The sequence below is a fragment of the Nannocystis exedens genome (assembly GCF_002343915.1).
Lineage (GTDB): Bacteria > Myxococcota_A > Polyangia > Nannocystales > Nannocystaceae > Nannocystis > Nannocystis exedens.
In genome coordinates this window covers 1,126,656-1,151,995 of record NZ_NETK01000001.1, presented here as the reverse complement: position 1 = coordinate 1,151,995, position 25,340 = coordinate 1,126,656, and the positions used below count along the sequence as shown (strand labels likewise).

Annotated in this window: 24 protein-coding genes and 1 pseudogene; 13 read left to right on the top strand and 12 right to left on the bottom strand. The window is 68.1% G+C overall.

Annotation, left to right across the window (positions count from 1 at the left end):
• Positions 1-20: 20 nt before the first annotated feature.
• Complete coding sequence (locus NAEX_RS04445; protein ID WP_143825509.1) at positions 21-524, bottom strand: hypothetical protein; 504 nt, start codon at positions 522-524, stop codon at positions 21-23.
• A 125-nt stretch (positions 525-649) separates the two neighbouring features.
• On the opposite strand from NAEX_RS04445, the gene NAEX_RS04440 reads away from it, so the two are divergent.
• From NAEX_RS04440 to NAEX_RS04425, 4 genes are read left to right on the top strand one after another with little or no spacing between them, the layout of a single operon-like run.
• Positions 650-1,483: an IS630 family transposase gene (locus tag NAEX_RS04440; RefSeq protein WP_096326275.1), complete on the top strand. Its 834-nt coding sequence runs from the start codon at positions 650-652 to the stop codon at positions 1,481-1,483.
• 13 nt (positions 1,484-1,496) lie between these two features.
• Positions 1,497-2,738: an ISL3 family transposase gene (locus NAEX_RS04435; protein ID WP_096326274.1), complete on the top strand. Its 1,242-nt coding sequence runs from the start codon at positions 1,497-1,499 to the stop codon at positions 2,736-2,738.
• Positions 2,735-3,103, top strand: a complete 369-nt coding sequence (locus NAEX_RS04430; RefSeq protein ID WP_096326273.1) for a transposase — start codon at positions 2,735-2,737, stop codon at positions 3,101-3,103. Before NAEX_RS04435 ends, NAEX_RS04430 begins: the two co-directional genes overlap by 4 nt.
• On the top strand, positions 3,100-3,420 hold the full coding sequence (locus NAEX_RS04425) for a hypothetical protein (protein WP_096326272.1): 321 nt from the start codon (positions 3,100-3,102) through the stop codon (positions 3,418-3,420). The genes NAEX_RS04430 and NAEX_RS04425 overlap by 4 nt, the downstream gene beginning before the upstream one ends.
• Positions 3,421-3,956: 536 nt before the next feature.
• On the opposite strand, the gene NAEX_RS04415 is transcribed toward NAEX_RS04425, so the two are convergent.
• The 9 genes from NAEX_RS04415 to NAEX_RS04370 all read right to left on the bottom strand — a co-directional run bounded on the left by NAEX_RS04415 (position 3,957) and on the right by NAEX_RS04370 (position 13,584).
• Positions 3,957-5,339, bottom strand: a complete 1,383-nt coding sequence (locus NAEX_RS04415; protein WP_096325674.1) for a transposase — start codon at positions 5,337-5,339, stop codon at positions 3,957-3,959.
• A 15-nt stretch (positions 5,340-5,354) separates the two neighbouring features.
• Positions 5,355-5,573: a hypothetical protein gene (locus NAEX_RS47275; protein ID WP_143825507.1), complete on the bottom strand. Its 219-nt coding sequence runs from the start codon at positions 5,571-5,573 to the stop codon at positions 5,355-5,357.
• 289 nt (positions 5,574-5,862) lie between these two features.
• Positions 5,863-6,120, bottom strand: a complete 258-nt coding sequence (locus tag NAEX_RS04410) for a hypothetical protein (protein ID WP_096326270.1) — start codon at positions 6,118-6,120, stop codon at positions 5,863-5,865.
• Between the two features lie 744 nt (positions 6,121-6,864).
• Positions 6,865-7,986 (bottom strand): ISL3 family transposase, encoded by a 1,122-nt coding sequence (locus NAEX_RS04400; RefSeq protein WP_096326268.1) that lies wholly within the window; start codon positions 7,984-7,986, stop codon positions 6,865-6,867.
• Between the two features lie 139 nt (positions 7,987-8,125).
• On the bottom strand, positions 8,126-8,839 hold the full coding sequence (locus NAEX_RS04395; RefSeq protein ID WP_143141616.1) for a hypothetical protein: 714 nt from the start codon (positions 8,837-8,839) through the stop codon (positions 8,126-8,128).
• 11 nt (positions 8,840-8,850) lie between these two features.
• Positions 8,851-9,813 (bottom strand): hypothetical protein, encoded by a 963-nt coding sequence (locus tag NAEX_RS47270; protein ID WP_143825506.1) that lies wholly within the window; start codon positions 9,811-9,813, stop codon positions 8,851-8,853.
• A gap of 66 nt (positions 9,814-9,879) precedes the next feature.
• On the bottom strand, positions 9,880-10,089 hold the full coding sequence (locus NAEX_RS04380; RefSeq protein WP_143141318.1) for a hypothetical protein: 210 nt from the start codon (positions 10,087-10,089) through the stop codon (positions 9,880-9,882).
• Between the two features lie 124 nt (positions 10,090-10,213).
• On the bottom strand, positions 10,214-10,693 hold the full coding sequence (locus NAEX_RS04375; protein ID WP_096326263.1) for a hypothetical protein: 480 nt from the start codon (positions 10,691-10,693) through the stop codon (positions 10,214-10,216).
• Positions 10,690-13,584 carry a serine/threonine-protein kinase gene (locus NAEX_RS04370; RefSeq protein ID WP_096326262.1) on the bottom strand — a complete coding sequence of 965 codons (2,895 nt, stop codon included), beginning with the start codon at positions 13,582-13,584 and terminating at the stop codon, positions 10,690-10,692. Before NAEX_RS04370 ends, NAEX_RS04375 begins: the two co-directional genes overlap by 4 nt.
• Before the next feature lie 326 nt (positions 13,585-13,910).
• On the opposite strand from NAEX_RS04370, the gene NAEX_RS04365 reads away from it, so the two are divergent.
• From NAEX_RS04365 to NAEX_RS04350, 4 genes and pseudogenes are all read left to right on the top strand, one after another.
• Positions 13,911-14,540 (top strand): RNA polymerase sigma factor, encoded by a 630-nt coding sequence (locus NAEX_RS04365; protein ID WP_096333517.1) that lies wholly within the window; start codon positions 13,911-13,913, stop codon positions 14,538-14,540.
• A gap of 264 nt (positions 14,541-14,804) precedes the next feature.
• Positions 14,805-15,854 (top strand): hypothetical protein, encoded by a 1,050-nt coding sequence (locus NAEX_RS04360; protein WP_096326261.1) that lies wholly within the window; start codon positions 14,805-14,807, stop codon positions 15,852-15,854.
• Between the two features lie 12 nt (positions 15,855-15,866).
• Positions 15,867-16,192 (top strand): annotated as a pseudogene (gene tnpB / locus NAEX_RS54355) (IS66 family insertion sequence element accessory protein TnpB).
• Between the two features lie 33 nt (positions 16,193-16,225).
• A complete protein-coding gene (locus tag NAEX_RS04350; RefSeq protein WP_096326259.1) occupies positions 16,226-16,504 on the top strand; it encodes an RCC1 domain-containing protein in 279 nt (92 codons plus the stop codon).
• Positions 16,505-16,509: 5 nt separating this feature from the next.
• Here the strand turns inward: NAEX_RS04350 and NAEX_RS04345 are convergent, their stop codons facing one another.
• Entirely contained in the window at positions 16,510-17,163 is a 654-nt protein-coding gene (locus NAEX_RS04345) for an RNA polymerase sigma factor (RefSeq protein ID WP_170135448.1), read from the bottom strand.
• 267 nt (positions 17,164-17,430) lie between these two features.
• Between NAEX_RS04345 and NAEX_RS04340 the strand changes: the two genes are divergently transcribed.
• From NAEX_RS04340 to NAEX_RS04330, 3 genes are all read left to right on the top strand, one after another.
• Positions 17,431-19,545 (top strand): M23 family metallopeptidase, encoded by a 2,115-nt coding sequence (locus NAEX_RS04340; RefSeq protein ID WP_143141317.1) that lies wholly within the window; start codon positions 17,431-17,433, stop codon positions 19,543-19,545.
• A gap of 110 nt (positions 19,546-19,655) precedes the next feature.
• Positions 19,656-20,234: a hypothetical protein gene (locus tag NAEX_RS47265; RefSeq protein WP_143141316.1), complete on the top strand. Its 579-nt coding sequence runs from the start codon at positions 19,656-19,658 to the stop codon at positions 20,232-20,234.
• Positions 20,235-20,300: 66 nt separating this feature from the next.
• Entirely contained in the window at positions 20,301-21,914 is a 1,614-nt protein-coding gene (locus NAEX_RS04330; RefSeq protein WP_143141315.1) for a leucine-rich repeat domain-containing protein, read from the top strand.
• 430 nt (positions 21,915-22,344) lie between these two features.
• Here NAEX_RS04330 and NAEX_RS04325 read toward each other — a convergent pair whose 3' ends face one another.
• Positions 22,345-22,785: a hypothetical protein gene (locus tag NAEX_RS04325; protein WP_096326254.1), complete on the bottom strand. Its 441-nt coding sequence runs from the start codon at positions 22,783-22,785 to the stop codon at positions 22,345-22,347.
• A 410-nt stretch (positions 22,786-23,195) separates the two neighbouring features.
• On the opposite strand from NAEX_RS04325, the gene NAEX_RS04320 reads away from it, so the two are divergent.
• Together NAEX_RS04320 and NAEX_RS04315 are read left to right on the top strand one after the other, a co-directional pair.
• On the top strand, positions 23,196-24,863 hold the full coding sequence (locus NAEX_RS04320) for an NHL repeat-containing protein (protein WP_096326253.1): 1,668 nt from the start codon (positions 23,196-23,198) through the stop codon (positions 24,861-24,863).
• Positions 24,860-25,282, top strand: coding sequence for a hypothetical protein (locus tag NAEX_RS04315; RefSeq protein ID WP_096326252.1), 423 nt, complete (start codon positions 24,860-24,862; stop codon positions 25,280-25,282). Before NAEX_RS04320 ends, NAEX_RS04315 begins: the two co-directional genes overlap by 4 nt.
• The last annotated feature ends 58 nt before the right edge of the window (positions 25,283-25,340 follow it).

The following is a 25,340-nucleotide window of genomic DNA, read 5'->3' as shown; positions in this document are numbered from 1 at the left end:
GCTACCTTACGGTCGCAGCACTAGTTCTGCGCGTTCTGGCATTTGTCATGCACGATGGCCCCGGTCTGCTTCCCCAGCCCGGTGCCCAGACTGACACAGGCGGCGGTGCCGAGACCTGTCGTCGCCAATTCACAGCCAGCGAACGCGCCGGCGGCGATTCCCAGGCCGCTGATTCCGGCCGCGAGACTGCAAAGGAGTCCTCGCGTCTCCGCCAGCACCTTGATGACCGCGTCATGGTCCCAGACTTGATAGACGCTTGCGACCAGGAGATGCGCTTCCTCATCGGTGAGAGCACCGACCGCGGTGCTCTCCGTGGTGACTTTGCCGTTTACAAATTCCTGCTCGGCGAGCACGCGCTGGTTGAGGATCAATCGCGCCACGCCGGTACCATCCTCGTCCATGCTTGTGGCAATGGTCACGTGACCGAGCGCGATGTGATAGTCGACCTGCATGTGGAGTCCGTCCGCCGTCTCCACGAAGGCGTCGACATGATGAAGGTCGATCGGCAATTCGAGGTTATTCAATGCTGTCTCTAGTACAGCCTGCCCAAAGTTCTCCAGGGGTTCATGCGAGCTGCTCCCGTCCTGGATCCACCGCCAGCACGGTCTGGGCGTCGGAATAAGCGAGGCGCGAAAACGATCTCGTCGGTGTGCCAGCCCCGCGAGCGCAACGGCTTCGGGTGGCGCCTTCGGTCCGGGAGGAGCTGAAGGCGCTGGCTCGGAGTGGGCGCAGCGAGGCGCGCCTCGTGCTTCGGGCGAGGCTCGTGCTCCTCGCCGCCGAGGGTCACTCGAACCAGGAAATTGCGCGGAGATTGGGCTGCCACGTGGATACGGTGAGGGTGTGGCGTGGGCGCTTCGCGCGTGATGGGCGGCTCGTGACGCTCGAGGATCGCCCCCGAAGTGGGCGACCTCCTCGGGTATCGCCGGCGACGCGCTGCAAGCTCATCAAGCTCGCCTGTGACAAGCCTGCCAGGCATGGTCAACAGACTCGTTCGACATGGACATACGCGACGTTGGCGAGGCGCCTGCTTCAGGAGACAGGTATCGGGCTCAGCGTGTCCGAGGTAGGGCGAATCCTGCGCAACGAGGACTTTCGGCCGCACAAGATGAGGCTCTGGCTGCACAGCCCCGATCCCGATTTCTGCCGCAAAGTTCAGCGCATCTGCGACCTCTACCATCATCCCCCAGACGGAGCTCACGTGCTCTGCGTCGACGAGAAGACCGGCATGCAGGCGCTCGGACGGAGATTTCCCAGCAAGCTCCCCGCGCCCGGTCGCGCGGGCCGTTTCGAGTTCGAGTACGTCCGCCGCGGTACCTGGTCGCTGTTCGCGGCCTTCGACATCCGCACCGGCGAGGTCCTCGGCGAGTGCAAGCCGCAACGACGAGCCGAGGACCTCATGGACTTCATGGAGGGCCTTGCCCGCAAGTATCCTGGCTCTTCAGGGTTGAGGGTGGCGCAGGTTGCGCGCGAAATCGCGCCGTGATATCGTGCGCGAAATGGCAGAGACCGAACTCTACGCCCGAATTCTCGGTATCGAGGCTCCCTGGAGAGTTGCTGCGGTGAAGCTGCAGCTCGGGCAGGGGCAGATCGTCATCGAGGTCGAGCACGACCCCGATGTGCCGACGACGTGCCCGGAGTGTGGCCAGGCTGTTCCCCGTCACGATACGCGGACTCGCCGATGGCGGCACCTCGATACGTGTCAGTATCGGACGATCATCGAAGCCGGCGTACCGCGGACGTCGTGCCCGAAGCACGGTACGCTCACGATGCGCGTCTCATGGGCGGACGGTAGCGCTCGGCTCACCGCGCTGTTCGAGGCGCTCGTGATCGACTGGCTCCGCGATGCGCCGATTGCAGTGGTCGCGGAGCGCCTCGGGCTCTCGTGGGATCAGGTCGCCGGCGTCCAGGAGCGTGCAGTACAACGCGGACTCGAGCGCCGCGAGGTCGCGCTGCCGGAGATGCTCGCCGTCGACGAGACCTCCTTCCAGCGGCGCCACGAGTACGTCACGATCGTGCATGACCCGAAGTCCGCCAGCAAGCGGGTCATCCACGTCGCCGACGGACGCGGCAAGGGGGCCCTCAAGGGCTTCCTGAGCGGCTTTTCGCGCCCAGAGAGGGCTGCGGTCTCCGTGGTCGTCATGGACATGCACGAGCCCTACATTCAAGCTGTCCGCGAGGCCATCCCCGATGGCGACGCGAAGATCGCCTTCGACAAGTACCACGTCGCCGCGCGCCTCGGTCAAGCCGTCGACCACGTGCGACGCGAGGAACACCGCGCTCTCCACGGCCTCGGCGACAACCGGCTCAAGGGCACCAAGTACCTCTGGCTGCGCAACCCCGAACGGATGAGCAAGGAGGTCTGGGACGACTTCGAGGCGCTGCGGACGAGCTCGCTGCGGACGGCCCGCGCGTGGGCGCTCAAGGAGGCGGCGATGGAGGTCTGGGAGCACACCTCGCCGAGCAACATGCGGGACCAATGGGGCATGTGGTACGATTGGGCTATCCGCTCTCGCCTGGAGCCGATGAAGGCCGCCGCGCGCATGGTCAAAAATCACCTCGGCGGCATCATCCATGCAGCCACCGAACGGATCACCAACGCCTCTGCCGAGGGCCTTAACTCGGTCATCCAGAAGCTCAAGTACGTCGCCCGCGGCTTCCGTAACCGCGACCGCTTCCGAGCTGCGATCTACTTCCACCTCGGCGGCCTCGACCTCTATCCTGCCGGGATCACGCGCTGAGTCAGCGGTATCCACCACAAACCCTGAAGAGCCAGTATCCTACCGGCCAGATCTACGTCGTCTGGGACAACCTCAACATCCACTACGACGGTGCGGACTACCGTTGGACCCGCTTCAACCGGCGCCACGGCGACCGCTTTCACTTCGTGTACACGCCCATCCATGCCTCGTGGGTCAACCAGATCGAGATCTGGTTCTCGCTACTGCAGCGCCGCGTCCTCCGCTACGCCGACTTTCCCTGCGCCGGAGCCATGCCCCGCGCCGTGATGAACTTCATCCGGCGCTGGAACCGCGACGAAGCGCACCCGTTCAACTGGACCTTCCGCGGCCACTTCGTCCACACTCAGCGGCGGCACGCCGCATGAGCCGTCCACGCACCACCCGCAACGCCGCTGCGAAGTCGGACGACGACGCTCGCGCTGTCGAGCAGTTCCTGCGCCAACACCAGGATCTCGCACACCTCCGCGTCCGCCATCGCGCCCCGCTCATCACCCTCGAGTCCGGCCCCGCTGACGATCCGGTCCTCCACGCGCGCCTGCGCCGCCTCGCCGCCAACTTGTGGCAGCTGGAGATGGCCACCCACACCGGGCGCTGGGAACCAACCCCCTTCCGCGCCTCCCGCGAGGAGCTCCTCGAACTGCTCCTCGGAAACTTCGGCTGGACCCTCGCCGAGAGGGCCTAGCAACTCCAGGAGAACTTTGGGCCGGCTGTACGCCCGTCATGACGGCTGCCGGGGTCCCAGCTTCGCCGCGCACTCAGGCTCCCTGACGTCACAACAGGTACACGTAGCCTCCCCGTTCCACTCGCCGCACGTCCCCTCCCACAGCGGCGTCTCGTCGATCGACGTCCTGTCGCGGTTCCAGGACCGACAGTGCTCCTGGCAGTCGATCGTCGTATACTTGCCGCTCCGGCACGTGATCAACGTGTGGCCCTTGCAAAGGCTCAGCCAGCACGACGACTCGACAGTCGTGCGCGACTCGGGCGTCGAAGCGACGGGAGCCGCGGGCTTCGGCGCCTCCACGGCGGCCTGGCGCGTACAACCGACCGCGAGCGCCATCACCTGTGCGATTTTCCCGATTCGCATCGTCGAGCACTACCACGCCCGACCCCTCGGTATTCCGGACCGCGAGCGTTCACAAGCCGTAGCGCGGGACCCCGGGAGGACTTCGGAGCGGCAGTACTAGCAGCCCGAGGTAGAAGTCGGTGAGACGAAATCGCTCATGCGTATCTCGAGTGAGCGACGTGCTCTGGAAGTCGAGCTCCCGGTAGGGAGTGCCGCGAATGGCGGTCAAGAAGCGCTCCGAGCCACCGCAGAAGCGTGAGGACAGCCACGAGCACGGCAGAAAGCGCGGCCCGAAGGCCCTGGAGGGCCCTCGGTTTCCCGATTCCGTGGACCTTTCGCATGATCAAGCTCAGGTTGAATCCGGCGGCGTGGATGACCAGCCGCTTGAGGATATTGTCGTGACCGCGGACGTGGACCCTGCGCATTCCGCCGGAGTCGAGCATGTGCGCGAAGGGCCGTTCGACCAGCTCGCTGCGCTTCTTCTGCAGTTCCTTGCTCTTGCCTCGCTTCACGCGGCGGCGGTTCCGGTGCACCGCCTCACGCTCGGCCTGCTTGTCCTTCCACCGCCGGCGACCACGCGCGGGCTCCGGGATGTAGCTGCGTACGTCGACCTCCTCGAGGCTCGTGAGCACGTCGTTGCTGTGGTAGCCCTTGTCGGCGACGACCTCCTCGACGCGCTCGGCGATCTGCTCCCTGGCCTTCTCCGAGCCCTCTTGGCGCACCTCCGCGAGATTGGCGTCGGCGACCTCCAGCGTCTTCTCGATGGTCTTCGTGTCGCCCGCAGCGCCGCCGTGCACCGTCACGCCGACGATGGCGCCGGTCTCGAGGTCGACCGCCTGCTCGTGCTTGTGCGCGAGGTGGGTGCTGCCGTCCTTCATCTTCATGATCTGCGCCTCGGGATCGTGCGGGTGTACCCACTCGTCGTTCGAGCCCTTCTTCGGCCGCTTGCGGTCCAGCCGCGCCAGGTCCTCGCGCGTCGGTTCCTCGATCCCCTCGGCCTTCGCCAGGTCGGTCAAGTACTCCTTGTACGCGCGTCCGTCGTCGCGGCGCACGATCGATCGCAGCGCCGCGTTCGCCTCAAGTGTCGTTGCGTCGATCCCGAGCGTCTTGCCGCGCAACAGGCCATGCTCGGCGACCAGCTCCAGCACCCGCGTGAACACCCGCTCGTGCACGTCGGTGCTCAGCCGACGCCGCGTCCGCGAGATCGTCGAGTGATCCGGCGGCTGCTTCTCCAGGCCGAGCCCCAAAAACCGCCGCAGACTCAGCGAGTCGGCGACCCGCCAGGCGATGCCCCGCTCGCTGCCGATCCCCTCGAAGTAGCCGATCAGCAAGCAGCGGAAGTACACCCCCGGCGCGAGGCCCGGTCGTCCCATCACCTCGGCGTAGAACGGCTCGCACTGCTTCTCCGCGAAACGGTCGAAGCCGTGCTTCCGGAGCAGCTTGTCGAGCGCCTCGTAGAACGGGTGCCCGAGCCCCTGCAACTTGTCATACGTGATGAACAGCGTCGGCTGCTCCCCGTTGTCGTGCCCCATGGCCATGGCAAAGCCACTTTATCAGCTTTCATCGCAGAGCGCGATACCGCGCGCCGCTCCGCTGCTCGCGAGGTTCCTCGCGGCGTGGTTGCCGCGACTTTCACCACGGGCTGCTAGGTCAGCCTCGGCGGCATCGTTCGCCGTGGGCGCCCTGTCCGAAAACTCGTCCGGCGTGGCGGGCGCGGGACCGGCAGCGGGCGCTGCGAAGAGCGAGACGGCGATGAAGAGTTCGGTGAGCATATCCCGCCATGGCAAATGCTGGGCCGCTAACAAGCGGACAGCAAGATTCCCGGCCGCCGCTTCGGCGGCCCGGCCGTCCCGCCTGTGACCGAACAGGCCCCACACAAACAGGCGGAGGCTGCGACTCTCGCCCGCCCGGCGGGCGGAACTGTTCCGCGCCGGCGTGTGCGAGCTGGCCGCCCTGGGTTGAGACGCACTGCTGTGCCGGTCCGTGACTTCGCGGGTTCTCGAGGCGCGTCGAACTGTAATCGTTCGACAAAGCGCGTCGTGACGCCCGAGCGGGGCTGGGCTACACCCCTTGGGTATGCGTGGCGATGCGGAAGACGTTGGCGGCCAGGCGCTTCTGAGTGTCCTGCTGCTCGGCGGTCTGCTTCCAGAATGCCGGGGCGAGCTCGAGGACGCGGCTCTTGGGCCATGCGGGCAGCAGGCAGAGGAGGTCGCGGAGGTCGGCCCAGGGCTCGATGCCGTGGAGCTGGCAGCCGAGCGGCCGGAGGTGCTCCCGGCCAGTCAGCGACGCGCGGGTCTTGAGCGTCGCCGGAGGGCTCACCTCTCGCAGAACCACCAGTCAGGCCGCATGACGAGCCGGCGCCGCCTCTTGACCCGCCCCGACGGCGTCGGTATCACCGTGCGGTATGCACATCGCTTCTACAGCGCTGTCGGTCGCATGGATCGCTGCCCTCGCCTGCAGCCCCGTGGCCCCGCCCGCGGTCGACACCGCGCCGTCCGTCGTGAAACCCGCCGAACCGGCGCCGATCGTGAAACCCGCCGAACCGACGCCGATCGCCGAGGCCGCCGAGGCCGCCGAGCCCACGCCGATCGGCAAACCTGCTGAGCCCACCACGCGGCCGCTCCAAGGCTGGCCCCTCGACCTCGCCGGCGATCTGCCGCTGGGTTGCCACGGCTGGTCCCCGACCGACGCCACCGTCGTCTGCGTCACCGCCAGTGGATCGATGCAGAGTGGCAACAAGTACCTCCTCGAGTTCATCGGCAGCAAGCCCGCGACGTACACGCTCGCCGAGCAGCCCCCGCTCAACTTCGACGACATCCCTCTGATCCTCGGCGAGGCCGCCCGCGCCGAGGTCGCTGCCCGTCTGGCGGCCGGCGCCTATGTCGCCCTCCCCGACGAGCGCTTCGGCGAGATCACGCCCGAGGCCCCGTACACCGGCGACGGCTTTACGTTGCGCTGGATCCGCAAGACGATCCGCCACGTCGCCACCAGCGTCGGCTCGTGGGACGTCATCCGCGACACCGTGCAGATCGAGTGCACCGGGAAGAAGGCGAAGAAGACGATCTATACCAGCACACTCGACAACCCTGACCATGGCAGCGCCTTTGTTCGCATCCTCTCGCCGAACCTCGTGCTGATCGAGCGCGACGAGCAGTGGGGTATCGAGGGCGACATCGGCGGCGGCCATGTGGCGAATCTCATCGCCCTCGACGCGGCCGGCTGTTGAACCGCCAGGTAGCGGCGGCCTTCATCGGCTCCAGGCGAGAGCGGATAGCCCAATCGTACCACATGCCCCATTGGTCCCGCATGTTGCTCGGCGAGGTGTGCTCCCAGACCTCCATCGCCGCCTCCTTGCCAGAGGTACTTGGTGCCCTTGAGCCGGTTGTCGCCGAGGCCGTGGAGAGCGCGGTGTTCCTCGCGTCGCACGTGGTCGACGGCTTGACCGAGGCGCGCGGCGACGTGGTACTTGTCGAAGGCAATCTTCGCGTCGCCATCGGGGATGGCCTCGCGGACAGCTTGAATGTAGGGCTCGTGCATGTCCATGACGACCACGGAGACCGCAGCCCTCTCTGGGCGCGAAAAGCCGCTCAGGAAGCCCTTGAGGGCCCCCTTGCCGCGTCCGTCGGCGACGTGGATGACCCGCTTGCTGGCGGACTTCGGGTCATGCACGATCGTGACGTACTCGTGGCGCCGCTGGAAGGAGGTCTCGTCGACGGCGAGCATCTCCGGCAGCGCGACCTCGCGGCGCTCGAGTCCGCGTTGTACTGCACGCTCCTGGACGCCGGCGACCTGATCCCACGAGAGCCCGAGGCGCTCCGCGACCACTGCAATCGGCGCATCGCGGAGCCAGTCGATCACCAGCGCCTCGAACAGCGCGGTGAGCCGAGCGCTACCGTCCGCCCACGAGACGCGCATCGTGAGCGTACCGTGCTTCGGGCACGACGTCCGCGGTACGCCGGCTTCGATGATCGTCCGATACTGACACGTATCGAGGTGCCGCCATCGGCGAGTCCGCGTATCGTGACGGGGAACAGCCTGGCCACACTCCGGGCACGTCGTCGGCACATCGGGGTCGTGCTCGACCTCGATGACGATCTGCCCCTGCCCGAGCTGCAGCTTCACCGCAGCAACTCTCCAGGGAGCCTCGATACCGAGAATTCGGGCGTAGAGTTCGGTCTCTGCCATTTCGCGCACGATATCACGGCGCGATTTCGCGCGCAACCTGCGCCACCCTCAACCCTGAAGAGCCATTGTCAGGTAGGGGGGCTATGGCCGCAGCCCGCGGCGGCCGAGCGTGATCCGCCAAAGCGACCGGCGAGCGCTGTCACGTTCGCCTCGTCGACGACCCGGCGCCACCTGTGCCCGCTGGCGACAGACTCCTCGACTGCCCGGACCGCGAGCTCGCCGGGAGCGGTTCGAGCCCGCGTCCGAGTGAGCGGCGTTCCCACGACCCGACCCCACGCGCAGCGCCGAGCAGCGCCAGAATTCCCAGCAGCTTGACGAACCAGCTCGGGTGGAAGATCGCCAGCCCGAACACGAGGTTGAACACGAACTGGGCGACCTCTGCGCCGCGCCCGAACAGCCTCTGATACGCGAGATCCCAGGATTCGACGCGCTGCACCAACGCCAGCCTCGTCCCCGGCTTCCGGGACGGCACCGGAGCGCGCGAGGACGGACCGGGCGGCTCCGGGAGGGGCGTCAGCTCGCTCCCTGGAGCCTCGACGGCCGCATCCACGAGGCCCCCCGGCGAATCCGTTCGTGGACTTGCGAGCGCTCGCATCTGCCGGCGGGCGAGGTACCTCCTGGTATATCGCTCGACCAGCCCGGCCCAGACCCACCAGAAGACCATCCACACGAGCGCCTGTTGCCACCATACGAGCGCGAAGAGGTCGAAGAAGCCGAAGAAAACGGCCCAGCCGGCCCAGAAGATGATGGAGATGGGCGTCAACGCCGCGTGATGCCAGAATTGGTTTGTCGGCAGGAATCCCCACCGCTGCGGCGGCAGGGGTCTGTACGGCGTGATGTCTTGCGGATCCAAGGTTCTCTCGCTCAGTGGTTCTGTGCGCCGTTGCACTTGTTCGTGATGTGAACTGCGACCCACCCGCCGACGGTCCCGCCGGCCTTGCCACAGGTCACCGGATTCGGGACGAAAATCTCGCAGGCGGCGAAGGCTCCGACGCCCGAAACGGCGCCCGCGAGCTGGCCGGCGATCGTGCACTTGAGGTCCCGGTCGTCAGCCGTAGCGAGCGAGAGCGCCTCGATGACCGCATCATCGTGCCAGACCTGCACGATGCTGGCGGCGAGCACATGCGCCTGCGCAGGACCGAGGCCCGAGAAGTCCGCTTGTTGTCGCCGGTCAGGATCCGCGTGAATCCGCCGGCGAGATGCGCGTTCTCGGGACGAAATGGCCGTCAATGCCTGAATTCGGCCTGGATAACCCCGACCGTTGCCCATGAGTGACGCATCAGGGTTACAGGTGTTCAGCAGACGGAACACCTGATTTCGGGGAGAGGCCATTGGTGCCACTGGCCGGAGCGCGCAGGAGGGGTCAAGGGCGGCCGTAGGCCGGCGACCGAAGGGAGCGCACCCTTGACCCCTCCGAGCACTCCGGCACGCTGGCGGGCCGCCTACGCGTTCGCGCATCTCACCGGCGAATTCCGTCGGCGGATTCACGCGGATCCTGACCGGCGACAACACCGCTGTCTCCCAGGCCGCCGACCCCTCGGCGAACCTCAACTCGGCGACGATAGCCTCGTCGACGGCGACGAAACCAACCCCCGAACCGTCGTCGTCGGTATGCACGGCGATGGACACTCGGCCGACCTCCTGAAGATCGTAGCCGACCTCGAGGCGGATGCTGTCGCTCAACTCCACCACGGGCCGGACGTTCTCCAACGCGACCGGCGCCTGGAGGCTGTCCGAGAACTCGCTCGGCGTCGTTGGCGCGGCGCCGGAAGCGGGCGCAGCAAGGAGTGAGGAGGCGATGAGCACGGAGAGGGACGGGAGGGACATGCCGGGCAGCGTGGAGGAGGGCGCCGACGCGGCAACGGCAGGAATACGGCGGCGGCCCCCCCCAGCTCACTTGGCGTGACGAGCAGCGGGCTCAGCGCGGCCGAGCGGGCAGTCAGCCGCGTCGCTTTTCGAGGCGGGGTCACCGCTTGCCGCCCAGGTGCTGATACCACTTCGCGCTCGCTGCTCCTTCTTGAGCGTCTCGCCCTCGAAGATCGCCCGCAGAGCGGCCTGCAACTCGAGCGTCTCGTGGATCGCCCGCGGGAGCTGCGTCTTCATCCCCTGTCCGGGCGCGGGAGCTCTGCACGCCCAGCTGCGTCGCCTCGCCGACACGCCGGAGCTGCTCGAGAGCACGCTCGACGGGCTGGAGAAGTGGGCCAAGGGCATCCGGGAGGTCAAGGCCTCAGGGCCTCGATCGGGCGGTCGGGATGGGAGGGCTTCGCGCCCTTCGGCGACCGGGCGGCAACGGCTTCGGCAACAGGATGACCTTCATCCGCGTCGTCGAGAGACTACCGCCGGAGGGGAGCGCGTAGATTTCGAAGTCGCACTGAGGGGAGCCCTTCCTGGATATTTCGAATTCGATGGTGAACGCATTGCTGCCCTCCGACACGACGCGGAGCCCCGTGCCCGTGATGTAAGGGACGACGATATGCGGCCAAAGTGTCACGAATTGCAGCCTCATGTGGCCTCCGTACGTGCTCCAACGGATCGCCGGGTGACCCTCGAGCGCGGGGACGGGCTCCGTCGAGATCGCCGCTCCCAGCTGCAAATTGGTCCAGAAGTCCGAATCCTCGATCTCGAGGTCCGTCAAGAAGGCGGTCTTCTCGACGCTGTTGCACAGGATCTTTAGGAGGGGGATGTTGTCCGCATCGATGATGCTCATGGCTGGCCTCGTTGTTCTGTCAGTGGTTCGGGTGCATTCGTCCAGCCGAGGCAGCGTCGCTCGTCCTCGTTGGCTCCCACGTCGATCAGGAGTCGGTTGATTTCGTAGGCGTCGCTCGAAGCGAGCGCGGCGATGTCGCCTGCTGCGATCGCTCCGCAGTCGGCTTCGCGCCTGGCGCGCAGGTCGACGAGCGCGCCGAGCATGCCGCGCTCGACCCGGGACGTGGCCAGGTCGGGCGCGGCGAGCCCATCGAGCAGGGTACGCGCACGAGCGAGCTCTCCGCGACGAAGCGCGACGGCGGCCAGCATCACCTCGATCTCCGCGCGGCTCTCCTCGGGCCCGCGCAGCGCTTCGAACGACGCGGAGGCGTCGTCGAGGCGGCCGAGGGCGAAGAGGCACCTGGCGCGGTTGAAATCGATCTCGGCGCGCGTGGAACGAAACATCGGCTCGTCGGGCAGGAGGGCGCGAGCGCGATCGTAGTGAGCGAGCGCCGCGCCGAAGTTGCCGACGTGGGACTCGATCAATCCTGCGGCGAGCAAGGGCCCTGCGTGCTGGTAGGCGCCGGGCGCGAGCGCCCTGGCGTAGAGCCCTCGCGCCGCTTCGACATTGCGCCGCGCCTCGACGACATCCCCGGACTCGATCGCCACCGTGGCCAACGAGACGTAGGCGTCGCCGACCGCCAGCGCGGACTCGTCGTGCGCGGCCAGCCAGACGGCGGCCACGTGCTCGAGCAGAGCGACGCCCCTTCGCCGCTCCGCGGCGGCGTCGGAGTCGAGCAGCAGTCGCGCGAGCGCGAATTCGTAGTGGCCGACCTTCGGGTGGTCCTCGCCGTAGAGCGCCCCGGCCTCGGCGAGCGCCCGCTCGGCGAGGTCGATGGCTTCGCGGCCGGTGTGGAGCTCGGCGAGGCCGGCGACGCACACCGGCCGCCACTGATTCGCGACCGCGCCGATGCTCCGCCACTCCTGCTCATCCACGGCGAGATCGCCGAGTAGCTCGAGCCCTCGCTCGAAGGCCGCGCGAGCGTCCGCCTGGCGAGAGGCCCGGCCGAGCAGGACCCCGCGAATGCAGTGCAGCCGCGCCTCGAGCTCGGGTGGCGAGTCGAGGCGCGCGGCCGCGATCTCTGCTCGCTCGAGCCGTTGCACGGCGTCTTCGCGCGGACTGTTCGGGAGACCTGCGCTCCAGTGGGCGAGCAAGGTCCAGGCGTGCGCCGCGAGGCGATCGTGCCGGGCCCGCTCGGCCTGCTTGGCCGCGCTCTCGAGCAGCGGGAGGCTGGCGCTCGGCTCGCCGACCTCGAGCCGAAGGCTGACGCGAGCGACCTCCAGCTCGGCCGCGAAGGGCTTGTAGTCGAACTCGGCCGTGTCGCGCTCGAGCGCGGCGTAGGCCTCGCCGGCTTCACGCAGGTGACCGGTGAGCGCCAGTGTCCGGGCCTCGGCCAGCGCCTTGCGGCGGCGCGCGAGCTCGTCCTCGAGCGCCTCGGGGACCGGCGCGAGCCCGAGCCGGATCGCCTCGTCGTCGTCGTAGGCGCGCAGCGAAGGCAGCGCCGCCAGGCTCTCGACCGCGTGCGTGATGGTCCGCTCGTCGGCGGCGATCATCGCGTCGACCAGCGACGCGACCTCGGCGTGAACGCCATCGAGGCAGCTCGCCCGGCGGCCCGGCTCTTCACCGTTGCGACACACGCCCATGCGCTGCTCGGACCACGCCGCGGTCCAGCGCCCTAGCGCGGCATGGACGCGCGTGAAGCTGCTGCCCGCGAAGGTGAGGCCGCTGGCCTCGAAGCGCGCCCGAGCTCGCTCCGCGTGCGCGTCGGTCCACAGCTCGGCGCTGCGTAGCTCGACGTGTCGGCAAGGATCCTCCGGCGTAACCCGCTCGTAAGCAATGCCCACGCCCACGCCCATCACGAGGCCCGCAGCCGTCAACGCCGGCCATGCTCGTTTGCGAGGGATCACCCGCTCGAGCGCAATGAGCAGCTCGTCCATGCTCGGCCAGCGTTCGCCGGGCTCGCAGGCCAGGCCGCGCTCGACGATCTTCCGGAGACGCCGCGGCATACCCCGGCGGACCGGCGGCGACGCAGGTCCGAGCGTCATGGCCGCGACTCGCAGCTCGACGCTCCGTCCGGCAAAAGGTTCCTCGCCCCACGGCGCACGATAGAGCGCGACACAGAACGAGAACTGATCGCTCGCCGCGTCGACGACCTCGCCCCGCAGCTGCTCCGGCGACATATACGCCAGGGTCCCGAGCACGGTCCCGGGGCGAGTGAGCGCCTGGTCGCGCGTCTCGTCGAGGGTACTCTGGATCTGCAGATCTTCGAGCCCGGCGAGCCGAGCGAGGCCGAAGTCGAGCACCCGAACCCGTCGCCCGTCGCTCTGCTCGGAGACCAACACATTGTCGGGCTTGAAGTTACGATGCACGAGCCCGGCGCGGTGGGCTGCGAGCAGCCCGCGGCCAGTTTCGACATGGACCTCGACGACCTCGCGCCAGCTCGGCTGGACCTCGTCGCGCCAGGCTTGCAGCGTGCGGCCCTCGACGTACTCCATCGCGACGAAGGGCCGGCCCTCGTGCTCCCCGACCTCGTAGACCTCGACCACGTTGGGGTGGCTGATCTGCGCGAGCGCCTGGGCCTCGCGCCGCATCCGCTCGTCGGCGGAGCTCGGGCCCCAGCCCGGCCGGAGCAGCTTGACGGCGACGCGACGACGCAGCTGGGGATCGCGGGCGAGGAACAGCTCGCCCATGCCGCCGCGACCGAGCCTGCGCTCGATCTCGAAGCGACCGATCTTGACCGCCGCCGCTCCGCCGAAGAGTGCGACGCGGACCTGATCGCGGATCAATGCGTGGCCGATGTCCTTATCGGCCGTCGGGATGTACACGAACCGATCGGCGTCGGTGTATCCCATCTCGCGCGCTATCTCACCACGTTCGTGGTACCCCTGGCGAGCACGAAGCTTGGTGGTAACGCAGCGCGGCGTGTGCGTGGCTCGGTTCACGGGACCCTGGCTCTCGGTTCATCGTGGAAGACGACGGTGGGGCCGGGGTGTCCACGACGCGGCAGAAAAATCCGAGAAGTCCGTTCCGGATGACCCGTGAGCCTGGATCGGGGGCAATGAGCCCAGGTGCGAGGCTCTCCCACACTGCGGACGCCGGGATCCGGGCGAGAAGAGGCCTCGCGTCGCGTCCTCGACCTGGCGCACGTCTGCGTTCACGCGCGGTGTATCATGCCACGATGGCCACCGAGCGAGACGAAGAGGACGCGGCGTGCCTCGCAGCCTGGCGGGCGGGCGACCAGGCGGCCGGACAGCGGCTCTTCGCCCGCTACTACGAGCCTGTCGCGCGTTTCTTCCTCAACAAGGTCGGCGACGCGAGCGCGGATCTCATTCAGCGGACGTTCCTCGCCTGCCTCGAGAGTTTGCCGCGATTCCGGGGCGACGGCACCTTCCGCAGCTACCTCTTCGCCATCGCGTATCGCCAGCTCTGCCAGAGCTATCGCGCCCGCAAGGGGGACAGGATCGATCTCACCAGCGTGTCGGCGTTCGCGCTCGATCCCTCGATCTCCGGGCTCATCGTCGAGCGCGAGGAAACGCAGCTCTTCCTCGCCGGCCTGCGCGAGATCCCGCTCGAGCTGCAGGTCGCGCTCGAACTGTACTACTGGGAGCAGTGCTCGGTCGCCGAGATAGCCACCGCGCTGGACGTACCCGCGGGGACCGTCAAGTCGCGGCTCCACCGCGCGCGCGAGCTGCTGCGGGCGGCGATCGAGCGCCTCGCCGCCCGCGGAGACCTGGCGGAGCGGACGATCGACGGTATGGAGACGTGGGCGAGGGCGGTGCGCGAGCGCTGCTTGCGAGAGCAGGCCTGACGCCGCCTCCGATCCGCGGCGGATTCACGTCGGGTGCTCCCAGGTTCCATCGGTCCCCCGGCGAATGCTCGGTGAGGGCGTGGTCACGACGCTCCGAACGACGCGTGCCATATCGCTCGTCGTGATCGCCGAGAATTTCTCGTGAACCGGCGAGGCTCTCCCGCAACCACCGGACCGAGCGCCGTCGATGGCGGGTCCGGGTCCTCTTCCCGGGGCCGGGGCGCTCTCACCTGGGGTCCACGCCCCCGAGGAAGGCAGATCAACATGTACACCTTTCAAATCTATATCCAGGATGTCGAGCCTTACAAAGGGGGGACGATCCGGTGCGACGACGGGCTGTTCCCGAGCGAGACGGAAGATGGGCCCAGCTGGGTCCCCGCGAACACTCATGCGATCCGCTTTCTTGAAGTGGCCGACTGGCTTTGGAGTAAGAATGGTATCGCCGTCGATCCGCCGACGCTGCCGAACAAGCAGTCCGTGGCAGGGTACTGGGAGGAGAACCCGCCGGAGGAGTACCCCGATCCCTATTACACGGTCGGCGGCGGCCCGCTGGGGCAGGGCAACAAGCCGTTTATCTTCGATCCGCCGCTGCTCCACAATACGCAATGGGTCAACGTGCTGGAGAAGGCGGACACGCTGGTGATCCAAATATACGAGGACATGAGGAACGTGAGGTTTCTGGGAGCGGGCGAAGAGCCGGTCCCGCCGCCCCGACCCGTGGACCCTTCCGACCTCTTCACCGACAAGCTGGGGTGGGATCCATGCGCGGCGGTACCCGAGTTCTGCGAGCCCGAGCCGGTCCCCTGGGACGATGCCATTTGTATCCGACTCGGGTTCTATGAGCTCTGCCCGAAGAAGGACGAGACGAGCAGGCGCCTCGTCCAGGTGCGAGACATCTCGGCGGCCGTGGTTCGGCACCTCGAGACGCTCCGCGCGCTCGCCCGAGCAGACGTTTCCGATCCGCGCCGGGACGCGGAGGCGGCGTTCTTCAGAGCGAGAGAGCGTATCTGTCGGGCTCAGCAGTATGGTCGCCTGCTCGCCGAGGCTCGCGCGGGTCTGCTCGAGATCATCCGCAGAGATGCGAGGACCCTGCAGAGCCTTCAGTTCGCCACCGACATGTCGATCCGGGTCGACCTCGGCCTGCACGCCCTGGCTCGATGCGCTCGGGAATTCGATGGTTCCGAGAGCGACCTCCGCGCTCCGCTTCGGGCCGCCCGCGCGGCGCTCGACAACTTCAGCACCGCCTTGCTCTGCTTCCAGCGCCTCCACGCGTGGGCGCTCCCGAATGAGCTGCGCGCGGGCCGGCGGACGTAGCCAGCGCCGTCGGTGCGGATCTTCGTCTGCACGCAGCCGCTCGGCATGCGGCGCAGCTTCGATGGCCTCGCCGCGTCGGCGAGACAGGTGATCGGCGAGGATCCGCGGAGCGACGCGCTGTTCGTGTTCACGAACCGCGCTCGAACCGCCTCAAGGTGCTGTGGGACAAAAACGGCTACTGCCTGCTGTGCAAGCGGCTGCACCGGGCGCTGTTCCGGCTGCCGCCCGCGAATGACCCTACGGACAGGTCGGTGATCGTCGACGGGCGCGGCCTCCACGAACTGCTGTGTGGCGTAGCCTCGGCACCACGATCGCGGCAGACGCGAGATCGCTCTTGACTCCTGCGTTGCGGGGAATATCAGGGAAAGGCCATGAACGAGGCCGCCTACCGCCAGTTCGAAGCGCGAGCGAGCAAGCTCGAGGCGGTGATCGACACCCTCAGCGCCGACCGCGTCGTCAAGGTCGTGCCCGGCAACTCCCACACCTGCGTGGTCGCGGTCGACGGCACGCTGCGCTGCTGGGGCACCAACTCCGAGGGCCAGCTCGGCTACGGCACGACCGAGGACATCGGCGACGACGCGACCCCCGGAGAATACTTCGCCGCCCACGGCTGCGGCGCGGTGCCAGTGTTCGGCGGGCGCGGCTGCTGAGCGGTTCAGCCGCCGCGGCCGCGCCGTCGATGCGCTCGCGGATCTCTCGCATGCACTCGTCGAGCCCGGTCAGCGTCGAGTCGATCAGCTGCGCCGATTCGGCCGCCCGCTGCACCCGCCGCCGTCAGCCGCTGGCGCGCGTAGTTGATTCGGCTCGACATCGTGTCGCGCCCCACCTCGAACACCTCGGCGAGCTGACGCGAGGTCATGCCCTCGTACTCCTTGAGCTCGAGGACGAGCTGGTCGTCGAGGGGCAGCGAGCGCAGGGCCCGGACCAGCAGCGTCTCGCGCTGCCGGCCCATGAACAGCGAGGTGATCGAGCGATCGACGTCCGGCAGCTCGGCCGAGTGCTCGAGCGGCTCGAAGCGCTCGCCGTGCAGCCGCTGTTTCCGCACGTGGTGGACGAGCTTCCACCGCGCGATGCCGAACAGGTAGGTCAGCACGCTCGCCTCCCCGCGAAAATTCACCTTGTTGGCGCACAAGGTCTCGAACGTGGCCTGCGTCAGATCGCGGCCGAGCTCGGGGCCAACCTTGGAGTGGAAGAACAGCAGGATCCGCCGGTAATGCCGCTTGACGAGCTGATTGCCCGCCGCCGCGTCGCCGTCGATCCACGCGTGGAGTCGCGCCTCGTCGCTCGCTCCGTCATCCCTGCCTACCAAAAATCCGTCTGCTCGTGTCGACTTCTGCGAAGATCCGTCCATGAATGCAGGGGCCGCTCCCGCGCTTGGCTGAAGGGATGATTCCGTGACGCCGGGCGGGTCGGGGCACGGACGTTATCGCTCAGGTCGGGGTCCGTAGAAAAAACTGACGGTCGTCCGAACCAAGTCTCCGGTTCGTCCACTACACATGCGACGCAGCAGGACGGCTACGCGCGTAGCGACGAAGTCGGATGGTCCGACTCCGTGCATAGCTGCGATGGGAGAAGTATGGCAATCACATTTACTGTCGAGCCTTGTGAGGGCAACAAGGTCATTTATCAGCGGGTGGCGCCGACCACCAAGGGCGGCCCGTCCGTGGGCACCCTGTACTTTTACCTGCGGATCAAAAACACCGGCGCGCCGGCGACGTTGACGATGATCACCGTCACGTTCCCCGACAGTCCCGAGCTGCCGCGGCTGTACCCCCGCAACCGCGTGATCGAGACGACTGCGGACGCCGGGGCGACCGAGGACGTGTGGCTGGTCGATAACGAGGTGATCAAGCTGACCAAGTCGCCGAAGCGGATCAAGATCAGCCTGGTGTTCGCGGGATCCTCCGAGGTGGTGACGCGCGAGCTGGACCTCGGCCCGCACACCGTCTCGTACCGGTTCTTCGCCCGACCGGAAGACATCGAGACGTACGGCGAGTACATCGAGCTCGACAGCGGCCACGCCGGCGATGGCGGGGGGCAGTTCTACGCGCAGGACGCGAGCGCCCTCGGCTGGACCGACGGCAAGCTCAAGGCGACGAAGCAGGGCCAGGCCGACTCCGACAACTACTACGGGTTCGGGCGGCCGATCTACGCGATGGGCGACGGCCTCGTGCTGCTCGCCGACGACTCCCACGAGGACAACCCGGCCGCGGGCCGGCGGGTGGTCAACCGCATGCCCGGCACGTGGCAGAGCAAGGAGAAGGTCCGCGACATCGCGGTGGCCTGCTTGCGGCGGCGGCTCTCCGACACGGTCGTGTCCAACCGCATCGTGGTAGCGACGCTGAACACGCAGAACTCGCTCCGGCTGACCGCCCTCGAGCAGGACGACCGGGCCACCACCGTCAAGTTCCTGAGCGAGGTCGTCGGCGACCCGGCCGACGCAATCGAGATCGTCGCCCTGGGCGGGGCGTTCGTCGTCACCGCCTCTCGCAGCGGCCAGACCACTCGATTCGTCCTTTGGGAGTTGACGCTCGCCGGAACCCTCGCGGAGCGCCACGCCTTCGAGATCACCGGCACCACCCTCGAGGTGCGGATGGTCGCGCTGTCCAGCTCGCTGCTGCTCCTGGCCGTGCGCACGACCGCTGGTACGCTCACGCTGAGCCTGCGGGAGCTCGTGGGCAAGCAGCTCCAGCCGGCGATCGGCGAGCACAAGCTCGGTTACGTCGGCGCGTTCTCCCTCGTCAGGTTCGACTCGATGCGGGTTGCGGCTGCCGTCTATTCGACGGGCGGGCCGCTCAAGGTCATCGCGTTCCAGATCGCCGGAAAGGCCGGCAATTACACGATCGAGCGCACCGGCGAGGCTTACGACGACACTGCCAACGAAATCTCGGCGGTCGACCTCTCCGGCCCCGACCGATTCGGCACCGCGGTGCGTCAGGTCGACGGGAAGCTGGTGTTCATCGTGTGGGAGGCGAAGGACGGCAAGGTCACCAAGGTGTGCGAGTACGCGAACAACGAGAACGCCCAGCAGATCCGGTCGGTGCCGTTCAAGAAGAAGGCGCTCGCGGTGTTCCACCGGACCATACCGGGCAAGCTCCGTCTGACGACTCTCGAGGTCGACGAGACGCACGCCTACCAGCTCGCCGACGACAACGAGACCTACGGCTCGATGGACCTGTACGCGGTGGACCGCCTGGACACCGCGCAGCCGACCCTCGTGACGGTGGTCCGCACGAACGAGGAGACCGCCAAGCTGATCCTCTGGCAGTTCAGCTACAACAACTTCATCAAGATCCTCTACGGCAACGAGATCGTCAGCTGCGTGCATCTCAAGCAGGGTTCGATTCCCGGGTGGATCAAGGACCAGCTCAAGACCGGCAAGCCTGTCCCCGTCAAGGCGTCGCACATGATCGGTCGGCTCGGCCACTCCGGCTCGTCGGGTGGGCCACACCTGCACATCCAGGCAAGCCGCGTGAAGCAGGCACTGCTCGCCGACCTCCCGGACCTCATGCGGCGCATGAAGGCCGACGAGGATGTCAGCGTGATCCGCCCCATCCAATTCCACGGCGCCCTGGCGATGGCCAACAGCGGCGTCAAGCCGGGCGGCGCTGGTGCCAACCCGGGCCTCGGCGAGCTCGAAGGCATGGGCGCTTACTTCTCGGAGTACGTCGTGCTGCCGCTGAAGGAATGAAACGTCGCCGGTGAGCGACGTGCTCACGTCGTCCAGCCGGCGCGGCCGCGCGGCGACAGCCCCGAAGGCGAGCCGGAGAGCCCGGCTTCTCCCGGTGATTTCCTGCCGCCATGGTGCGTCCTGACGACGCGGACGAGCGCGACCCCGAAGGGGGCCGCTCGGCCACGTCATGCTGCACCGTTCCAGCGGGTGAGAGTCCCGTCCGGATCGGCCAGACGCCGAACATTCCGGAGCTCGACGTCGAGGGCCTCGCGGCACGCGACGCACGTGCTCGCTGTCGCGCAGACCTGGAGCGTCTCCAGTATCTCTCCACGAGACAGGTCGAAGCCCGTGAGTCTTGGGGACTCACGGGCTCTCAAGCACTCGCAAAATTCCTGTGCCAGGACGCGGACTTGGAGCGAAAGGCGAGCGCGATCGAGTGGTTGTCGAAGTCCGGGTTCTACTGCATGAAACAGCAGGATGTCCTCGGCCGCCTGCCGCCGACCGGCCGCGGCGGCACCCGCGCGGGAACGCCGAGCCTCACGCCCTGGAGGATAGCGGCGCCGCCCGTTGCCCGGCACACCGCCGAAGTTACCTTTCGGACATGTCCTCTTAAACAGCTCACGAGCGCCCCCGCGGGCTGGCGCCCCCGCGCCGCCTCGGCGATCCTCGACGAGCTGTGCGCCGGGGGCACCGTCCCGGCCGACTAAGGTCGACGATCGCTCGTACGCCCCCGTATCGCCGAGCACCGTGCCCCCCTGTGCTACCGTATGCGGATGCGCCTTATCCATGGATTGATCGGATCCCTGTTGCTGGGCGGTTGTGTTCCAGCGACGGCAGACGACAACGACACGACCGACACGACGGTTGACATCAGCGGATCCGCCTCGACGAGCGACCCGAGCACCCCGGCGACCACCGCAGGCGAACCCACCACCGGGGACTCGACCACCGCTGACTCGACCACCGGCGCCGCCGGCTCCTGTCCCGATGGCGACGTCGTGGTGCATGACCAGGCCGCCCTCGAGGCCCTCGCCGGTTGCACGCACATCACCGGCACGCTCGCGATCTACGACGACGTGACGTCTCTGGTCCCGCTCGCCGCGCTCACGCGCATCGACCACGACCTGGCCATCACGACGGAGGACGGCGGCAAGGCGCCGCCGCTGACGACGCTCACCGGCCTCGAGGGCCTCACGTCGATCGGTGGCTCCGTGCGCCTCGGGCACATGCCGGGACTCACCTCCCTGTTGCCGCTGTCTGGCCTGCAAGAGCTGCCCGGCGGGTTCTACTTCAACTTTATGCCGAACCTGAGCTCGCTCGAGGGCCTGCACAATCTTACCGCCGTCGGGAGCATCGGCCTGGTCAGCCTGCCCGCGCTCACCGACCTCGCGGGCCTGCGCAGCGTCGAGGCCACCTTCAGCATCCACCTCCAGCAGGTCGGCATCACCGACCTAAAGGGCCTCGAGGCGCTCACCGAGCTCACTGTCGAGCTCAGCGCCAACGACAACCCGAACCTGCAGAGCCTCGCCGGCCTCGAGGCAGTCGACTGGAACGGCCTCTCGCTGAGCCTGACCGGCAACCCGGTGCTCACCGACCTCGGGGCGCTCACGGGCGTCGAGCATATGCTCTCGATCAATCTCACCGAAAACGGTTTCACCGACCTCGTCGGCCTCGAGTCCTTGACGACCGTCGAGATCGACCTCGTCCTCTCGGAGAACCTCGCGCTCGCCGACCTCGGCGCGCTCGCCGAGCTCGAGTCGGTCGACCGGCTGCTGCTGAACTCGCTGCCGATCTCCGACCTCGCGGGTTTCGCCTCGCTGGTCGAGGTCCGCGAACTCTTCGTGTGGTCGACCGAGATTGCGACCCTCGGGCCACTGCCGGCGCTGCAGCAAGTCCGCGACATCGAGCTCCGCTCCAATCCTGCCCTCGTCTCGCTCGCCGGCCTGAGCGGCATCAGCTCGCTAGGCCGGGTCGAGATCTCCGACAACGAAGCACTGCCGACGCTCGGCGAGCTCACCGAGGTGGTCACGGCCGAGTCGCTGGTGCTCCTGAACAACGCCGCCCTCGTCGACCTCGTCGGCCTCGGTGCGCTCGCCGAGGTCGACGGCCAGCTCTACATCCGCGACAACCCGGCCCTCACGTCGGTTGACGGACTCACCGCGCTGACGAAGGTCGGCGAGCGCCTGAGCATTCTCTTCAACTCGTCCCTGCCGCAGGCCGACGCCGCCGCCTGGGGCGCGGGAGTCGACGTCTCCGGCATCGTCAAGATCGCCGGCAACAAGGACGCGCCAGGCCCCGCCGACCCATGCCCGTGGCCGAACGACGGGGAGTGCGACGAGAAGAGCGGCCTCTGCGTCGCCGGCAGCGACATGGAAGACTGCGTGTGATCGATGTCGACGATGGCCTGCGAGCCCGACGAGGCCGGTAACGCCGAGCCCCACGCCGTGCAGGATAACCGCCGCCCGTCGCCCGGCACGCCGCCGAAGTTACCTTTCGAGCATGTCCTCATGAACAGCTCACGACCGCCCCCGCGGGCTGGCGCCCTCACGCCGCCTCGGCGATCCTCCCGGGCGCAGCCATGCCCGAGGTGATCGAGTTCTCCCTGCCCGCCGACGCGTACGGCGAGCTGTCCAACTTCGCCCCGTTCCCGATCCAGCTCGGCAGCAAACGCTGACGACGGTCGCTTGCTCGTCAACCTGCCCCGTCGCCCGCGTCGAGGCGGCCGAGGGGGCGAACGCGACATCAATCCACGCCTCGTGCCGCGGATGCGCTCGGCCGGCATGTGGGTGGAACGAGCGAGTTCGCCTCGACCGCACGTTACGGCGCGGACAGCGTGAGCGCGATGGAGGCCTCGTGGCCGCCGCAGCCCGCCTCGGCCTCGGCCGTCGCGCTCGCCTGCGGCTCGTCGTCGTCGTTCTGGAAGTCGCTGTCCTCGAGCACGTTGGGGCCGATCGGGCCGCAGGTGCGGCCGGTGACCGGCTCGATCCACGCGGTGACCTGCGTCTCCATGACGGTGCCGTCGCCGACGTCGCGGGTGGTGAAGTCGCCGGCCTCGCCACACAGCACGGCGACTTCGCGGAGCGTCGGCGGGGCGACGGTATCCACGGTATAACGCACCAGCAGCAGGCCCTGGTTCGCGACGCTGTAGTTCGCCGCGATGTCCGCGGGGACGGTGATCGTGGTGTCGAGGTCGTAGCCGGAGTCGCACGCGAAGGCGAGCGCGAACACGGTGATGAGGTGGCGGAGCGAGGGCGCCATGGCCGGAGTGTCGCACACGCCTCTCCCGGCGCCAAACCCACGAGCGGTAACACGAACCTCCTGTCGCACTGACGGTGACGCTGCCCAGGCCCGCGCATCATCACGACGGCGGTGATTTCGAGGGAGACCAGGGCGAGCCCGCCGGAACCGCCGAGCACGGCGTTCCGGGGCCGCCGTCCGCGAGATACGTGGTGGACCCGAAGGCGCAGTCGCCCCGGGTTGAGGAGCACCGTCACGGCGTCGCCACCCCACCCGCCTGATGGTCCGCGGGCCCGCACGGATCTCGGTCGCGGGGCGCGTCGTCCGCTTCGTCGATCATGGCCCGTCCCAGGCGCGCGGCGATGGGTTATCCTGGCCACGCTCGCTCGAAGGACCGGATCATGAATCGTCGGAGCCGCTGGCTTTATCTCATGAGTGCGTGGACATTCTCGGCCGGTTGCGGCGACGACGCGGATCCGCTGCTGCCCACCAGCGCGACCGGCTCGCCCGACACGGGCGGGGGGCCGACGACCGGGACGGCCGCGAGTTCGACCGAGCCGACGACCGAGACGACCGGCGAATCGACCGCGACGGGCCCGACGACGACCGGCCCGACGACGACCGGCGAGACGACCAGTTTCACGACCACCGAGGCGCTGACGTCGGAGACGACCGCGACGAGCATGACCTCGCCGCCGCCGACCTGCGGTGACGGCGAGCTCGACGACGGCGAGGCATGCGACGACGGCAACGACGACGACACCGACGCCTGCACGGCGCAATGCAAGGCGCCCGCGTGCGACGACGGGCTGCAGAACGGGGGCGAGAGCGCGGTCGACTGCGGCGGCGATTGTGCGCCGTGCGGCCTCGGGCGCGGATGCGTCGATGACGTCGACTGCGAGAGCGGAGAGTGCCAGGCGAATCAATGCACCGCGCCGTGTCCGTCGTGGGCGCGGCAATGGGGCAGCGCGAACACCGACCAGGGCCGCGGGGTGGCCGTCGACGGCGACGACGACGTGATCGTCGTCGGCAGCCTGGGGTCCGACCTGAGCGTCAAGAAGATCGACGTCGCCGGCACGGAGCTGTGGGCCGACGTGCTCGACAGCGGCGAGATCGACCACGGCCTGGCGGTCGCCGTCGACGCGGCCGGGAACGCGTTCGTCGCCGGCACCACCCACGGCGGCCTCGCGGGCAACGTCCACATCGGCAAGGCCGACGCGTTCATCATCAAGTACGCACCCGACGGTGCCAAGCTGTGGAGCCGCCAGTTCGGCACGAACCCCGACGACCGGGCGCTGGGTGTCGCCGTCGACGACGCGGGCAACGCGGTGGTGGTGGGCCTCACCCTCGGCAGCCTCGACGGCAACGCCGCGGCCGGCATCGAGGACATCTTCGTCGCCAAGTTCGATCCGCAGGGCGTCAAGCTGTGGACGAAGCAGTTCGGCACCTCCAACTACGACTCCGCCTGGGGCGTGGCGACCGGGCCGAACGGGGTCATCGTGGTCGCGGGTACCACGGCGGGCAGCTTCGACGGCAACCCCTCGGCCGGCCAGGGGGACGCCCTCGTACTCAAGCTCGACGCAGCCGGCAACAAGCAGTGGAGCCGCCAGTTCGGCGCGCAGTGGTCGGACTCCGCCAATGCCGCGGCGATCGATGATCAGGGCAGCATCGTCGTCGTCGGTTCGAGCAGCGGGAGCCTGGACGGCAACGTCTTCGGCGGCCAGCTCGACGGCTTCGTCGTGAAGTACGACGCCAGCGGCGCCAAGCAGTGGATCCGCCAGATCGGGGGGACGCACCTCGACTGGGCGAGCAGCGTGGTGCTCGTCGGTGCCGACGACATCTACGTGGCCGGCCGCGCCGAGACGGGCCTCGACGGCAACATGGCTGTGGGGGACGCCGACTTCTTCTTCGTCAAGTACACCGGCGCCGGCGCGAAACAGTGGACCCAGCAATTCGGGACCGAACAGTCCGAAGAGAACGCCTCGCTCGCGCGGACGAGCAGTGGGAGGTTCGTGATCGCCGGCGACACTCTGGGAGAGATCGCCGGACCGCAGCAGGGCGGCGGCGACATCGTGGCGATGCTCCGCTGCGCGCCATGAAGCAGGCCGCGCTGGAGGCCGCCCGGCCGTCGAGACAAAGCCGCTGGCCTTGCCAGGCCATCGGCCAGGCTATCGCGCGCGAGGGCGCGCTCAGCGCCACCACCGGCGAGCGCATCGTCGTCTCCACAGCCTCCTGTCCTCCGAGACAGGCGGACTCGGCGACGATTGCTAGCGGCCGACTGAGTGGTGGCGAGGCCTCGCCGCTCGAGCCTGTCGAGGTCGAGATCGACTCGTCGCCGGTGGTCGTGCTGGCCAAGTCGTCGCCGGTCGAGGTCGAGGTCGACTCGTTGGCACCACCGGAGCCTCAGCTTTGCGATCTTCGGGACAGGTCGGCGGCGACGGCGTCGCCATGGGTTGGAGATCGCTGGGGGATCCGTGCGAGCGCCTTCGACCATGTCCGGAAGGACAGGCGGTGCTGACACGAACGGGCTCGTGTCAAACTCTCGGTGACTCGGAGCGACGTGGAGTGACGCGCGG